A 15,234-nucleotide genomic window follows, 5' to 3' on the forward strand; every position below is an offset into this window, starting at 1 on the left:
GTTGTTGTTTTGGAGTATAACAGTTAACTCGGCCACAGGTCCCAGATCAAAATGATTTTTTTAAAAAAAAACTTGGACCACTAGGGTCGGTCCGGAAAAAAAGCAAGGATAAACAGAAGTAAGGGTAACTTGTGGCGCAACAAATTGAGTGCATTTGATATTTGATTCTTTACTGTTTTTTCACTGATTCCAAGTTTTTCGGCAATCTCTTTGTGGCTTAGATACTGCTTGCGGCTCAACTGAAATATTTCACGCATTTTTTCAGGTAGATTTTGGATCTCTCGCTCGATGATGTCCTGCAATTGTTTCTCGCGGATGACATGATCGGTGTCTGATATGTAGGTTGATGCATAAGAGGACATACTTTCCAGATATTTATCAACGACTTTGCTATGTGAAATATAGTTGATCAGTTCATTTTTAACGATTTGATAAAGGTAGGAGGAAAGCTTGATGTCTGTCGGCAACTTGTTGCGTATCGACCAGATCTTGACAAAGACTTTTTGTAGGATATCTTTTGTCTCCTCGCTATCACGGATAAATCTGTTGGCATGGACGTACAAAGGCATACTATATCGCTGGTAGATGACTGAGAAAGCTCTCTCGTCATCCTGGCGAATCAGATCAACCAAGATTCCATCAGATAGTATGGCGTAATCGCTGTCCTGCATGTTGTACTTTGGTACGTTTTTCTAAGGTGAATAACAGAAGCTAGACCCTGTCTTTTTTGCCGAACTTCATCAATTAATAACACAAATATAACTTTTTAATAAAATAAGTATGAATCTTTTGCGAAAATTTCATCTTCATTCCAAAGTTCTTTGGGTTATGACCTTAAGATACGCAAGATTTATGCTGTTGTTTTATCCAAAACGCCAGCTTGAATTTGGTATAATTGGTTTATCACTTATTTTTTCTTTTTGGAACAAAGCTGATAGGCACTAATCCAATCATCAAGCTGGCCACAACAGTTTTGCTGATAAAGGATTTTTTACTGGGAGATGTGCTGCAAACGGTATTGACAGTGGCATTGGGTACCCTGGTCAGCTTCGCCACCAGCCGGCTGATCGGAGGTTGGAATAACAGGGGCCGAAAATAATCCTGATCTGTTTTAACAAAGTAAAGCGCAGGTATGTCTGCGCTTTACTGGGTCATGCCCGAGCGGGTTTAATCGTTAATAAGGCCCGATGAGGCGAATAAAAACTCCTTAGAAGCTGATTTTCGCAATTTTATCGGTGGATGCCAATGGATTGTCCGGCACGCGGCCTACAGCGTGCCGGACTAATCATCAATGTACCAGCGCGCTGGACTCGCTAATCAGCGTTGAGTAGCTTATGTGGATTAGACTTTCCTATCCTAAACAGGATCCGCGCAATCTTTTATTGGGGATTGTGCTCGCCTTCGCGATGCTGGATCATACCCGGATGTTTTTTTATTACTGGAACGTGAATCCGACAGCAATCGGGGAGACCAGCATCATGCCCTTTCTAACACGGTTCCTTTCTCATTTCTTTGCTCCGACGATTTTTTTTCTGTTGGGAATAGAAATTTACCAGTATGGTCAGCGTTATGGATCGAAAAGATTGACAAAAGCCTTGTGTTATACGGCTGTTATGCTGTTAGTGTTGGAACTTGTGGTCAATAATTTTTTGTACACCTTTGATCCGTATTATCGTACCATCGGTCTGTTTATTCTCGGCATGCTTGGACTCTGTTTTTTTTGTATGGCCGGATTGCAGTATCTGGGGCGTAAGTTACTGTTCGTCATCAGCCTGCTGCTGCTATCAGTGCATCATTTGCTGGATGGAATCCAGCTCGAAGGGAATTCTTTTGGATCAATCTGCTGGTACCTGCTGCATCAGCAGAAATTTATTCCCAGTCCGGATCGCCTGTTTATCGTGAATTATACGCTTATTCCCTGGTTGGGCGTGTTGATGCTGGGCTATGGTATGGGTAAGCTATTTGTACCCCATGCAGATCCGGCAAAGCGAAAGCATATCTTACTCCTCGCGGGTTACAGTAGTCTCGCGTTGTTTTTTATGCTGCGTTTCGCGAATGTTTATGGGGATCCTGTCGGGTGGAATGCATATGCCGATCCAGCCAAAACAGTGCTATCTTTTCTGAATCTGACAAAGTATCCGGCTTCCTTGGCCTACCTTTCGCTTACGTTGGGCGCTGTATTTCTTTTCCTGGGCTACACGACAAATTGCCGGGGAGATAAAATTTTCCTCTTTTACACATTGGGAAGAAAACCCTTGTTTATCTATCTGTTCAGCACATTTTTAATTCATTTTATAGCAATGGTTTTACTTTGGCTAACAGGAAAAGATCCAGCAGCAATGCTGATTACTGCAAGGTCTTATACTTCGGCAGGCCCTTTAACGCAATATGGTTATTCCATTGGGGTGGTATACCTCGTCTGGACCGGAATCCTTCTCGTATGTTGTGCGATAAATGGTCTGATCGACAAATGGCTGTACCAATGAAATTTTATGAAGAAAGTGAACTGGATAAATCAAGCAATCATCCGCAACAGCGAAAGAATAGGCAAAAGAAAAAAATCAGTTCAATTGCGAGGCTGTATCCGTTGGAATAGCCGTAGCTCAGCCAGGGGCGGCACCATCTGCTCCATCTGGGCCAGTATCTCGCTGGGTGATGTCGTGCAGACAGTATTGACTGCTGCATTGGGTACGCTGGTTAGCTTTGCGACTAGTCGCCTGCTGGGGAGGTATGGGCAAAAAGATCGTAGAAAATAGTACACAGTAGCAAAAGAAGGCGCACTATTCTGTGCGCTTTCTTACTTCACATACGCTCAATGAATTGCTGAAAACGCTGTATTTGTGGAGTGCCATTATGGAAAATAGTATCTTTGTCGAAGCATGTAACTGCAACACAATGTAGGAGAAATGTACGCACATAAAACTCTTGATCGATGTACAATTTTAAAATTGCCACTACACTACTGGTTTGTATCTCCTCATTTTTAGGGGGTAATGGGCCAGAAAGAAAGACCAATGATCTCCAAACTTATGCCGATGCGCTTGTAAGACCGGTGATGCAAGACAATCATATTTCGGGTTTAAGCATCGCTGTGAGCATCAATGGAAAGCATACTTTTTTGAACTATGGTGTGGCTTCAAAAGCGAATGGTACAGCAGTCTCAGAACAGACCTTATTTGAGCTCGGATCGATCAGCAAAACGTTTACGGTTACATTGGCCTGCCTGGCTGAGGTCGAGGGTAAGCTGGACCTTAGCAAACCGGTGAGCCAATATCTACCCCAACTGAAGCATAGCGCTTTTGACCATATCAATCTCTATCATCTGGGTACGCACACCGCCGGTGGATTTGACCTACAACTACCTGATGCAGTCCAAAATGAGGCGCAACTAATGGATTTTTACAAATCCTGGAAGCCGGAATATGCCGTGGGGACCCAGCGGATCTATACCAATCCCAGTATTGGATTGCTGGGGCTGATTGCGGGCAAAGCGTTTCAACAACCTTTTCCAGCGGCCATGACACAGCATGTGCTCAATAAGTTGCACCTGTCGAACACATTTTATGAGTTGCCTGCCACCAACATGGAACAGTATGCGCAAGGTTATGATAAAACGGATCTACCTGTCCGCGTCAATCCAGCGATGCTCGCCAACGAAGCCTATGGCGTAAAATCCTGTACGGCAGACATGATTAAATTTGTCGATGCCAATATGGGCGTAGTGCCTGTGGATAAGAAGGTCGGCAAAGCGATCAGCAAAAGTCATACGGGATATTTTCGCACCGCAAGCATGACCCAGGATTTGATCTGGGAGCAGTATGACTATCCAGTAACGCTGGAGCAGCTGCAAAGGGGGAATGCATACGATATGATTTATCAGCCCAATAAAGTGCAGGAAATGATACCGCATGCGAAAGCTAAAAAACAGGTATTGATCAATAAAACAGGATCTACAAATGGATTTGGTGGTTATGTCATGTATATACCGGCCAAAAAAATCGGTATCGTTATCCTGGCCAATAAAAATTATCCGAATGCCGTTCGCATTGATCTGGCTTATCAGCTGCTTTCTTACCTGGAAAAAGAGGGGATTAAATAAAGCGCACACTGTCGTGCGCTTTATGGATCTATGCTACATCGGGATCACCGTTGAAAACAACGCGCGATATCCGGTGTCAGTTTGTAGAAAACAATAGGGTATTTTACGCCTTACTGGTGGCCTGCTGTGCACCCAGCAACCGCAGGTCGTCGGATGCCGGCAGTTCAAATACCTGCAGGTGAAAGTGTTTGATGGCTGCCAATAGATGGTCAAAGATATCGGCCATTGTATCTTCAAAATAAGCCCATTGGGTACCCTTGGTAAACATATACAGTTCCAGCGGAATACCGTATTCGCTCGGCGCGAGCTGGCGCACGAGCAGGGTTAATTCCTGATGGATATTGGGGTTATGCTTGGCATAGGCGAGGATATAGGCCCTAAACAGGCCGATATTGGTCATCCTGCGGCCATTGACAGGCGAGGAACTGTCGGTATGCCAGGTTTTGTTGTAATCTGCAATTTCGCGTTCCCGTTTTTCGATATAGGGTGCCAGCAACATGATCTTTTTTAATGCCGTGATTTCCGCTTCACTGAGGTAGCGCACCGAGGACATTTTAATGTTCAGGGCCCGTTTTATCCGCCGGCCGCCGGTCTCCTGCATCCCGCGATAGTTTTTGAATGAATCGCTCAGCAGGGTATAGGTAGGTATGGTGACAATGGTCTTGTCCCAGTTCTGTATCCGTACATTGTTGAGGTTGATCTGCAATACATCGCCGTCTACGCCATATTTGGGCATTTCGATCCAGTCACCAACGCGGACCGAGTCATTGGCCGATACCTGGATACTGGCCACGAATCCCAGAATAGTGTCTTTAAAGACCAGCATCAGGATGGCGGATGCCGCACCCAGGGATACAAGAAAAGACCAGGGCGAATTGCCGGTCAGCAGAGAAACAGCCAGTGTGCCGATCACAAAAATCAGAAAGATCTGCACCACCTGCAGGTAACTGTCAATGGGCTTGTCCTTGAATGCATTTGAGCTGCGGAAGATATCGCGGCAGGTTTTTAACAGGCTATTGACCAGGTGATAGAGGATCAGCAAGACCACTAAATCCAGCAACTTAGCCAGGGTAGCGGTCAGCACCGGAAAACCAAGGAAGATCATCGTCAGCAGCTGCCGCGTCAGCAGCACCAGGATGGTGCGGCTCACCTGGACATGCACCTTGTTTTTCAACAGAAAATCATCCCATTGGGTCGAAGTCCGCCGGGCAATCTTGTTCAATGCCGAATAAAAGACATTGCGCATAATATAATCGAATGCATAGAGCAGCACCGCGAAAGCAAAAAGTAATCCAACGGCCGTAGCTATATGGGCCTGTTGGTCGGGTAAACCCAATTTGGCAAAGAGATCGAAAATGTACTGATAAATTGAACTTGATGGTTGTTCACTGAAGTTAAGCATGTCTAAATTTTTCATATGAACAGACAAATTTACGGAGAAATATAAAAACGGGTTTTGAGGGGAGAAATACCCCTTTATCCCTGTTTTTGCGCTCAAAGTTTGCTTATTGATTAATTTTTTCGTATATTTGTAAATTAATAGATAACCCGATGGCGAAAATTTTCTGTTTCGCATCTTAAAAACCCCCAACGATTTGAATGAGATTAGTGTGATAGGTGCTGGGAGTTGGGCCACGGCCCTGGTTAAAATTTTGACAGAAAATAGCATCCATGTCAACTGGTATATGCGGCGTTCCGAACAGGCGCGCTCAATAAATCAGGATGCTGTTAACCCTGACTACCTATCGTTTTTAAAACTTGACAATACAAAAATTTATGCCTCCGATCAGCTGGACGAGATCGTGGCCCGGTCGAAAGTAATTCTTTTCGTCGTGCCCAGTGCGCACCTGGACAGTGTTTGCGCCGCAATCCCCAAAGAGGACCTTGCCGAAAAATTTGTGATCACCGCCATCAAAGGGACGGTCGGCCCCGACAACCTGCTTCCCAGTGCTTATCTCGCAGGATATTTTGAGCTGAACGATTTTCAGCAGGCAATCATTGCGGGACCTTGTCATGCCGAAGAAATCGCGCGCAATAAGAAAACCTATATGACCCTGTGCGGTCCGAATGAAACGTTTATCCGTAAGATTTCCAAAGGCTTCGCTTCAGGTTATATGCAGGTGAATTATAGCCCCGATACACTGGGGGTGGAGTACGCGGCCATTTACAAAAATGTGGTCGGCATCGTCTGTGGCATGGCCGAAGGACTGCACTATGGCGACAATTTTATGGCGGTGCTGGTCGCCAATGCCATTGACGAACTGGGGCTGCTGCTACATGCCGTTGGCGCGCCCAATGCGCGGCTGGGCAGCTCGACCTATTTGGGCGACTTATTGGTGACGGGCTACTCCGCGCACAGCCGCAACCGGACATTTGGTAAATATCTTGGCCAGGGCTATTCGGTTTTCGAAGCCCGGCAGCTCATGGGGATGGTCGCCGAAGGTTATTTTGCAACCAAAGGTCTGATGGCGACGGTCACGAGCCTCGGACTCAATTTACCCTTGTTACAGACAGCCTATCGTGTCCTCTATAATCATATGGCTGTAATTGATGAATTTAAACTTTTAGAAAGGAATATAAGATAATATGCTATTAGCAACAGATTTAGACGGAACTTTTTTAGGCGGTAAAATGGAAGACCGCCTCAGATTATATAGACTGATCAAGGCCAGCCCGAACTTGCAGCTGGTTTTTGTCACCGGAAGGGGACTGGAGTCGGTATTGCCGCTGCTGAGCGATCCGCTCATTCCGGTGCCGGACTTCATTATCGCGGATGTGGGCGCTACGGTCGTAAACGGCCACAGCCTGGAAGCAATTGAACCGCTGCAGAGTGAGATTGAGGAAAAATGGCCGCAGACGTACGCGATCCGCGCGGCGCTGGAGGAAATACCGCAGTTGAATTACCAACATGTACCACAGCAACGCCGCAGCTCCTTTTATTATGAAGCCGGGGTAGACCATAGCCTGGTGCAGCAGGTGGCGGACAGGTATGACTGTGACATTATTACTTCGGCCGATAAATACCTGGACTTGCTCCCCAAAGGGGTCAATAAGGGGACAACATTAAAGAAGCTGGTTGAATTTCTGGCGGTCGATCCGGATGATGTGATGGTGGCCGGCGATACCCTCAATGACCTGGCCTTATTTCAGATTGGCTTTAGCGGTGTTGCGGTCGGAAAATCTGAGCCGGGGCTGCTACAGGCCATTGATCAATTGGATACAGCGTACAGCGCAGAGGCCGCCGGAGCGGGTGGTATACTGGAATATATGGGCAAACACCGCCCATTTCAGCAGTTGATCCGTGGGGAACAAAAATTAGTGCCCCAAAAGAGAAAGTCCAAAAAATCCGATCAGCTGGTGATGGTGTATCATCGGCTGCCTTTTGAAAAGGAATCGGTCAATGGGAAGACGGTACGGGTAGCCCCCAAAAGCCCCAATGGCATCATTCCCTCACTGCTGGGCTTATTTGAAAAGGGGCGGTCTGGCCTCTGGATCGGGGAGGAAGTCATCCAGCAGGATGGGCAGCCGGTTCCAAATCAGCTGGTGGACGAAAGCAGGTACCCTAATCTGGTCGCCTCCACCATCTCCCTGTCAAAAGAGGATATCGATAAGTTCTATCGTGTGTTCTCCAAGGAGGCATTCTGGCCGACGATCTTTTCTTTTGTGGACCGGGCAAAGTTCAACCACGAGGACTGGGATCATTACCTGATGATCAACAAGCGCTTTGCCGAGCGGATCGCGCGGGAGGCAGACGAAGGAGCGCTGGTCTGGATCCATGAGTATAATCTGTGGATGGTACCTTCTTTTTTAAAGACCATGCGTCCCGATCTGAAAATTGGATTCTTTCACCATACGGCTTTCCCGGCAGCAGATATTTTCAATATTATTCCCTGGCGCAAAGAGATCATCGGCAGCCTGCTGCTCTGTGATTTTGTCAGTTTTCATATTCCGCGCTATGTGGAGAATTTTGTGGATGTGATCCGCAGCCATACGCCATTTAAAGTGGTCAAAAAGGTAGATGTCGCCAATCAGTTTCTGACCTATAGCTGTGCGCTGGGTGTCGATCAGATGACCAAGATCATTGAGGTGGACGGGCGGCAGATCAGGCTGGGGGCACAACCGGTGGGTGTCAACCGGGATCATATCGAACAGATTTTGACGGATGATAATGTGAAGTCGGAGATCCATATGCTCAAACAGCGCAAAGCCGAATCGGGAATAACGCGTATCATATCCATCGAGCGCCTGGATTATGTCAAGGGGCCATTGGAAAAAATTCAGGCTTTTGGTGAATTTCTTGCCGAGTACCCGGAATTTAGGGGCAAGATCGAGCTGGTCAATGTCTGTACACCGCCATCGCAGGGGATGACGATCTATGATGAAATCCGGGACCAGGTGAATCAGGCCGTGGGTGAGATCAATGGGAAGTATGCGACCATGAACTGGACGCCGATCCAATATTTTTACAGGGCGCTGCCCTTTGAGGAGGTGGTCAAGCATTATGCGCTGAGCGATATTGCCTGGATCACACCTTTGCGTGACGGGCTGAACCTGGTGGCCAAGGAATACATTGCGACCCATGGGCTACTGGAGACCGCCGGGATCCTTGTACTTTCGGAATTTGCAGGTGCTTCGGTCGAATTGCCTTATGCCATATTGACCAATCCCTACGACCGCAAGAGCATGAAAGATGCGCTGCTCAAAGCGCTGGTCATGGAACCTAGCGAGGCACAGGTGCGGGCGCGTAGGTTGTATGAGCATATTGAGCACTACGATATCCATTATTGGGGAAGGGATTTTGTGAAAGAGCTGGAAAGATCGGGTAAGACGGTTTTGAATAGCAATGGTGGGGGCTAACCTAGCGCCCCCACCATTGTTCAACGGATTAAAACGTCAATAAGCCGAGGGTTAAACTGGCGGTATAGCGTGACCGGCCTTTTTCAATGGCCCCCACGGGGCTAGACAGGGCCGTTTCCACGCTGCCGGATCCCTTGAGGTAGAGCTGATTGTTGTTTTTCCCGACCGTAGCTAGCCGGTATTGGATACTGAGGGCATTGGTCACCCGGTCCTGCACCAGGTATTGGTAGCTGGGCAGCGCAATGCTATTGGCGACAAAATTGCTTGAATAGCTTTTATCGGTATAGTTCCATTCATTTTTTACCGCAAAATTGTAGTTGGAGGCCAGGTCAATGACCCAGCGTGATACGGCTTTGTTAAAACGGAGGCCGATATCCATGCGATCGATAATCTCCTTGCTCTGGGGTAGGGCATAGCGGTTGTCCCAGCCTGAATAGCTCAGTGAGGCCTTGGCAAACCAGTCGGAACGGTAGTCGCTTGTCTCTCTGCCCAAAAGGTAAGCGACTGAGGCCTGACTGCGGACTGCCGTATTCAGTGTGCCTTCGAAGATGGTCTCGTAGCTGCGATCTTCGCTCCGCTGCAACTGCTGGTATTCGGTATTGGAAATGTCGCGGTACACCAGGTTCAGATCGAAATGATGGTTATAATTACCGCGTTTGAGGTCAAGAGCGGAGGACAGGCTGTACTGATCGGAACGATGCCGGCCTGCTTGCGTGGGGTAGGTGACGCCGTCGCTGACCTTTTCGTCGTGCTGCAGGTAGCCTCCCGACAGCAACCAGCGCAGTGGACCGGCTTCGTAGCGGTAACTAAGTTCTGTGCCATAGGCGTTGGTGATATATGTGCGGTATGCGTCGCTGGTCATCAGGACGGGTGCAGCGCCCATATATTCGCCCAGGCCCAGTCGCTTGTACAGGTTGTACTGCTGATTTTCATTGGCACGCGTTATTTTCAGATCGTTTTTGTGATGCTGATAAATCGCGGCCAGGCCGAGCTGATGCTGTGGGCTGAGTTTGTAGGTAATATTTGGCGCCAGCCGGATTTTATTTTCCGTATCCAGGGAGCGTGGGTCCATTTGCCTTGCGCCGATAGCGACCTGATAGCCGAGGTCAAGACCGGCCCGCATTTTACCGCCGGCAAAACTTGGGCTCGCGATTTTCAGGTTCATATCGTAAAACTGCTTGTTCCAGTCGCCCTGCAGCGAGTCCACGATCTGGTAGGGATTGTCCGTAAAGGGATTGATCAGGCTGCTGTAGGCAAGCTGCTTCTCTTTCAGGGTTTTAAAATCAAAGTTTCCGTAAAGGGTCCAGTCTCCGGCCCGCTGGAATTTTTCAGCGGCGAACTGGAGGCCCTGTTTTGATTTGCCGGTAAAGGGATGCCTAAAATCTCCGCCCTCATAGAAATAGCCCAATTCCGTGTTGCCCATGGCTGGCAGATTGAGCTCCGCCAGAAAGGCGCTGGTATGCAGTTTCAGGAAGGGCTCTTTTTCTTTGGCGTAGCTGAGGGTTTGATTTTCCTGGGCATGCAGCTGCACGAAGCCGGCCGTAAATGCCAGGGAAAAAATATATTTTAATTTCATGATGCTCCTGCTTATTTGGAATAACTTTTAGGACTGGGGGTATCGTTGACCGTAAAGTCGCTGGATGAATTGTTGGTATCTAGCAGCACTTTAACGCCATTGATCTCTTCCCTTACTTTTCGGATCACCGATTTTCCCGTGCCGGCACCACCGCCCACAAAGGCTACTCCGGCGTCAATATTGCTTGGCAGGCGTTTCTTGTCCAGCGTGATGGTGCTATTGGCGACACAGTCTATGCCGTCGATCACCTTGTCTGCCGGTACTTTCATATAGCGCGTGGAGACTGCCGCCCCGGGTTCGGTAACGGTCTCATAATCGGTATAGTCATCGGGTGAAAGGATGACCAGTCCGGATCCATTAACGCCAGGCAGCCAGTCGAAAAGGGTCAGCGAAGAGCTGTGGATCAGTGTCACATTGGGTACATCGGGCGAATCGGTATCGTTGGTATTTCCCGGTGGATTGAAATAGGTTTCGAAATCCGCTATTCCGGCGCCCAGATCCGTTGGTGCATTCGGATTGCCATTCGGATCTGTTTTGTGGTTGATGCCATCAACAGCAATAACAATGGATTTGCCTGGTGCAACGGGATGGTCCGTACCGGCGCTACCCGGAATGGTCCAAAGGGAGGCAAGGTATACATTTTGCTGATCTTCGATAAATTTTGTGGCAACGGATGATCCTGCTTTTGTGGCTCCGAACGAGATGCCGCCGGCATAGAGGGTGTCGGTCGAGTTGTTGTAGATCTCGACAAAACCATCATACAGGTAGGAGGCATTGTTGGGCGTCCGGCTGCCGGTATAGTAAAATTCTTTGATCACAAATCCACCGACGGCACCGCCGCTCAGCTGGATTTCCGTTTTTCCGGATGCCTGGATACGCAGGGAAGCGATGGCGGCATTCAGAAAGGCCTTGCCCTCACGTCCGGTGATGGCCACGCTCTCGGCTTCGGTGATCTCCCGGCTGGCCGTGACCGTATAGATGCCGGGGAGGATATCGCGTAGGTCGACCTCACCCTGACTATTGCTGGTAAATTGAGTTGTTTGTCCTGTAAATGTATTCTTAAGGGTCACTGCGGCACCCTGGGCAAAGGACTCGTTATACGTGCCCGGATACCGCACGGCGAGGGTATAAGAGAGTGTATTTACCGGCGCGAAATCTTTGCGGCAACCACTCCATAGGGGCAGTAACGCGATCAGGTAGATATAACAGCTGATTTTCTTCATTTTCTTAGAATTTAATAGACAGTTCGGTTCCAAAAAAGATATCTATATTTCGTTTCGTGAACTGCTCGGGGTAGCGTGTACTCCGTACCAATGGTCTATTGTTGATGAAATTATTGGCGTAGAACGAGAAGCCCATATTCCGGGCGAATTCCTTGGTGAGTTTCATGTTGAACAACCAAAGAGGTTTCCAGCTCTCGGTCCGGAAGGTGCCTTCATTCAGGCTCAGGTAGATATCCCGGTCGGCCGCGGTAATCTGCTGGCGCTCGGCTTCTGAAAAATAGGTAATGGCCATCTGCTGGTCCGCGCCCACGGGGATGTAGCCTATGGGCAAGCTCGAAAAGTCAACATTGCGTTCTTTGTCGATCCAGATGGTCTGCGCGGTCAGGGTCAGGATAAACCGCAGTTCGGGAATATGGTGTATGGCCCGTAAGGTGGTCACCAGGCGCTCGGCGTCTGTACCGCGGGGTGCAAATACCCCGATACGGGTCATGGTTTGGTTGGGCACCTCCTGCGCGAGGATATAGGGTATCGTGGTCGTTGACCTGGTGGACTGGTAGGCACCCGTCAGCTGAAAGGAGGTACGGATGGCGTCAAAACGCCCCATGTCAAAGTCAAACTCGGCGCCCTTATTGATGATCTGCCGGCCGTTGGTCGGAGTCGCATAGCTAAACACATAGGGGGTATTGGTCACGTCGTTGCTCAGGACCGGTTTGCTGCCCGGTACTTCCTGCTGTACGGTATAGGTCGGGATAAGCGCATAGTGCAGGCTGTTCAGCGTGGTCATGTAATCGTAGGCATTGTCGATTTTATCGTGGTACCCGGTAATGCTGAGGCGCCGGCTTTTCCCGATTTTCCAATCGATGCCGATTTCCTTTTTGTACGACTTGGCCAGTTTAAGCTGTTTGTTTCCGGTTTCGTAGACACGTGTGCTCATCAGCGCAAGTGCCTCATTGGGGTCCTGTTTGTAGTAGTTTAAACTGAACACGTCGAAGTAGGCATTTTCGGGATAGAGGAGGTTCAGTGTCGGTGCCTTGCTGGCGATACCATAGCCGGCACGCAGGCTGAATGCGGGTAGCAGGTCATAGCTCACATTGATCCGTGGGGACAGTGCAGCTTTGTTGTCACTGCGGAAGGGCTGCAGCTGATCCATCCGTAGGCCGGCCTGAATGGCCAGTTCGCGCTCGCCAAAGCGGGCGGTCATGCGGTCCTCGGCATAGGCGCCGAGCTGATTTAATGCCGGTACATCCTGATATGCCCGGGCGCGGTAACCGTTCATGCCTGTGGTGCGGTAGGGGAAGTTCGGATCGAAGGTCTTCCCAGCTCCGGTATTGACATCCATGCGGTAGTCCGCACCGACAAGCAAACGGTGGGTAAAGAGACCGGTCTTGGCGTAAAACTCATCCGATAGCTTGGCAAATAGATTGATCGGCTGCCCTTCTACCCAGGCTTTATTGGTGTAGCTTGCAGGTAAATAGGGGACTTCAAATGTACCATCGCTGTAGGAGTTTCCAACGGCAGAGATACCCGAAGTTCCGGAATTCTCGAGGTAGGATTTTTGGAGCGCGTAGTTTAACGACAGGGTATAATTTAACTGCCGGGCCAGTGCTTTGTTGAGCTTCCATTTTCCGTTGGTAGCAAAGCGGTAGCTGTATTCCTGCGACTTGTTGCGCTGGGGTACCGCGTTGGCATCGGGATCAACTTTGACGTTGTCCAGGTTGCTGCCAAAGGAAAAATAGGTATTGGTGTAGAGGGGTTTGTCCTGACCAAATGTCTTGGTATACTGCGCCGAACCAGTCAGCCGGTTGTAGCTGGCGTAAGCCGAGATTTCTTTGTCCCTGGCGCGGGTGTAGTCCATATCAACGAATAGGGTCCCGCGGTTGCGGCCCAGGTCAAAACCCTGTCCGGCCCAGAACTGGGTCAGTTTGGGGTTGATGCGCCCTTTTACCTGCAGCTCTTCCTTGCCGGCTTTGGTCTGTACGAGAATGGCACCGGAGGTCATGTCGCCGTATTCAACACCGGCAATGCCACGGATGACTTCGACGGATTCAATATTGTCGGCGCTGTATTGCCGCATATCTGCGCCCAGTCCCTGTGAATTGGAGAAAGCACCGCTCGAACCGCTGGACCCCGAAGTACCCGTAATGATGGCTGCCGAGCCCAGGGACTGCAGATTCGCATTGTTGGATATCGGGGCGCCATTGATAATCAGGGATGTCCCGAGCGAACTCATATAATCGGACGATCGGTTGCTGCGGTCGGTATTGCCCACATTTCGGATACCGGCTTTGTTCACATTGGTAAAATCCGGATTGATAGTAATCGCACCCGGTAGCAATTGCAGCACTTCCCCGAGGCTGGTGGCCTGCATATGTTCAATGGCTTTTCGGTTGATAATGGTGGAGGTGGCGCCTTCCTTTCGGTTTTCCTGGGCGACAACGACCACATCAGCAAGCGCGATGGAGTTCTCTTCCATGGCCAGGGCAATGGGCTGCTTGCCGGCGCTCACGGATTGCTCCATGCTGCGCATGCCCAAATAGCTGACCACAAGGGTGTACTGTCCGGCTGGCATCCGCGCAAAGCTAAAGTATCCCTTTTCATCGGTCTTGGAATACAGGCCCAGTTCCCGGATCTGTACCGTAGCTCCTTTTACTGCTTTGCCGCTTGCTTTTTCGGTGATGACACCACGGACTTCCAGCTCTTGCTGTTGGACGCGTTCGGTGGCGGGTTTGCTGCTGCTGGCGCTAAGGGCCAGAGGCGCGGTGGATAGGGTCAGCAGGGCAAAGAACAGTACTGACCGTTGCCGTAGTAGGGCTGTGTCGTTATTTCCCATGGCTATGGCCCATATTTTCGGGGTTGATCATGATATGTGCTTTGTACGATCCTTCGTCCATTAACCAGGGAATGCCTGGTACGCCCGGTTTGCTGGATAGGCCGATATCCGCGGCCTTGGCATAGGGGACATAGATCACATAACGTCGCTGTGCGCCTTCAATTTCTCCGGTGCTATTGTCCAATTTGGCCAATGGCCCCCAGTAACCGTAGAGGATGGTCGGACCTTGCGGAATGGTTAATTTGCCGGCTTTGTGCTCCGCTTCCCGGATTTCATCGCGTTGCTTGCGTTTGCCCTCGGCAATTAATTCCCGGCCTCGGGCCATAAAGGGATCCAGGCTTTTGGGATAGGCATAGGCATAGAGCACGGATAACTTATAGTCGGGGGCGAGGCAGATCAGGTTGTTGGAAGCTGTGCCTTCCTGTAGGGTGACAAATTCCCCTTTTTCATTGTAACCAAGTACTTTGGCGCCTTCACGCTGGTCGGCCGGAGCGGCCTGTAAGGCGATTTTTATCTGTAGATCTTTTGCGAGCGGACTGCGTTGGGCTTGTTGCCCGAATACGGACAGGCTACCCCAGCTGAGCGCCAGGGCGAGGATAAGGTGTTTCATAGGTATTCGATTAATGCTGTTAATGATTAATTGTTTTTG

At 49.5% G+C, this 15,234-nt stretch carries 11 protein-coding genes; 5 read left to right on the plus strand and 6 right to left on the minus strand.

The features are described from left to right. Window positions 1–80: 80 nt before the first annotated feature. Window positions 81–671, minus strand: a complete 591-nt coding sequence (locus HMAT_RS03360; RefSeq protein ID WP_104381389.1) for an RNA polymerase sigma-70 factor — start codon at window positions 669–671, stop codon at window positions 81–83. A 663-nt stretch (window positions 672–1,334) separates the two neighbouring features. On the opposite strand from HMAT_RS03360, the gene HMAT_RS03370 reads away from it, so the two are divergent. From HMAT_RS03370 to ampC, 3 genes are all read left to right on the plus strand, one after another. Next, entirely contained in the window at window positions 1,335–2,486 is a 1,152-nt protein-coding gene (locus HMAT_RS03370; RefSeq protein ID WP_104381391.1) for a heparan-alpha-glucosaminide N-acetyltransferase domain-containing protein, read from the plus strand. Window positions 2,487–2,492: 6 nt separating this feature from the next. After that, window positions 2,493–2,756: a hypothetical protein gene (locus tag HMAT_RS03375; protein WP_104381392.1), complete on the plus strand. Its 264-nt coding sequence runs from the start codon at window positions 2,493–2,495 to the stop codon at window positions 2,754–2,756. A 176-nt stretch (window positions 2,757–2,932) separates the two neighbouring features. Beyond that, window positions 2,933–4,099, plus strand: a complete 1,167-nt coding sequence (gene ampC, locus HMAT_RS03380; protein ID WP_104381393.1) for a class C beta-lactamase — start codon at window positions 2,933–2,935, stop codon at window positions 4,097–4,099. 103 nt (window positions 4,100–4,202) lie between these two features. On the opposite strand, the gene HMAT_RS03385 is transcribed toward ampC, so the two are convergent. After that, window positions 4,203–5,675: a mechanosensitive ion channel family protein gene (locus HMAT_RS03385; protein ID WP_199768533.1), complete on the minus strand. Its 1,473-nt coding sequence runs from the start codon at window positions 5,673–5,675 to the stop codon at window positions 4,203–4,205. 19 nt (window positions 5,676–5,694) lie between these two features. On the opposite strand from HMAT_RS03385, the gene HMAT_RS03390 reads away from it, so the two are divergent. Both HMAT_RS03390 and ggpS read left to right on the plus strand, forming a co-directional pair. Next, window positions 5,695–6,684 carry an NAD(P)H-dependent glycerol-3-phosphate dehydrogenase gene (locus HMAT_RS03390; RefSeq protein WP_104381394.1) on the plus strand — a complete coding sequence of 330 codons (990 nt, stop codon included), beginning with the start codon at window positions 5,695–5,697 and terminating at the stop codon, window positions 6,682–6,684. Window position 6,685: 1 nt separating this feature from the next. Beyond that, window positions 6,686–8,956, plus strand: coding sequence for a glucosylglycerol-phosphate synthase (gene ggpS / locus HMAT_RS03395; protein ID WP_104381395.1), 2,271 nt, complete (start codon window positions 6,686–6,688; stop codon window positions 8,954–8,956). 28 nt (window positions 8,957–8,984) lie between these two features. Here the strand turns inward: ggpS and HMAT_RS03400 are convergent, their stop codons facing one another. Genes HMAT_RS03400 through HMAT_RS03415 form a run of 4 tightly spaced genes read right to left on the minus strand, consistent with a single transcriptional unit; the run spans window position 8,985 to window position 15,195 of the window. Continuing rightward, window positions 8,985–10,532 carry a DUF6850 family outer membrane beta-barrel protein gene (locus HMAT_RS03400; protein ID WP_104381396.1) on the minus strand — a complete coding sequence of 516 codons (1,548 nt, stop codon included), beginning with the start codon at window positions 10,530–10,532 and terminating at the stop codon, window positions 8,985–8,987. An 11-nt stretch (window positions 10,533–10,543) separates the two neighbouring features. Then, on the minus strand, window positions 10,544–11,788 hold the full coding sequence (locus HMAT_RS03405) for a DUF4876 domain-containing protein (RefSeq protein ID WP_158655591.1): 1,245 nt from the start codon (window positions 11,786–11,788) through the stop codon (window positions 10,544–10,546). After that, a complete protein-coding gene (locus HMAT_RS03410; RefSeq protein WP_104381398.1) occupies window positions 11,760–14,585 on the minus strand; it encodes a TonB-dependent receptor in 2,826 nt (941 codons plus the stop codon). The genes HMAT_RS03405 and HMAT_RS03410 overlap by 29 nt, the downstream gene beginning before the upstream one ends. Further along, window positions 14,575–15,195 carry a hypothetical protein gene (locus tag HMAT_RS03415; RefSeq protein ID WP_104383280.1) on the minus strand — a complete coding sequence of 207 codons (621 nt, stop codon included), beginning with the start codon at window positions 15,193–15,195 and terminating at the stop codon, window positions 14,575–14,577. The genes HMAT_RS03410 and HMAT_RS03415 overlap by 11 nt, the downstream gene beginning before the upstream one ends. Window positions 15,196–15,234 lie beyond the last annotated feature (39 nt).

Source organism: Sphingobacterium sp. HMA12, from assembly GCF_002933815.1.
In the GTDB taxonomy this organism is placed as follows: Bacteria; Bacteroidota; Bacteroidia; order Sphingobacteriales; family Sphingobacteriaceae; genus Sphingobacterium.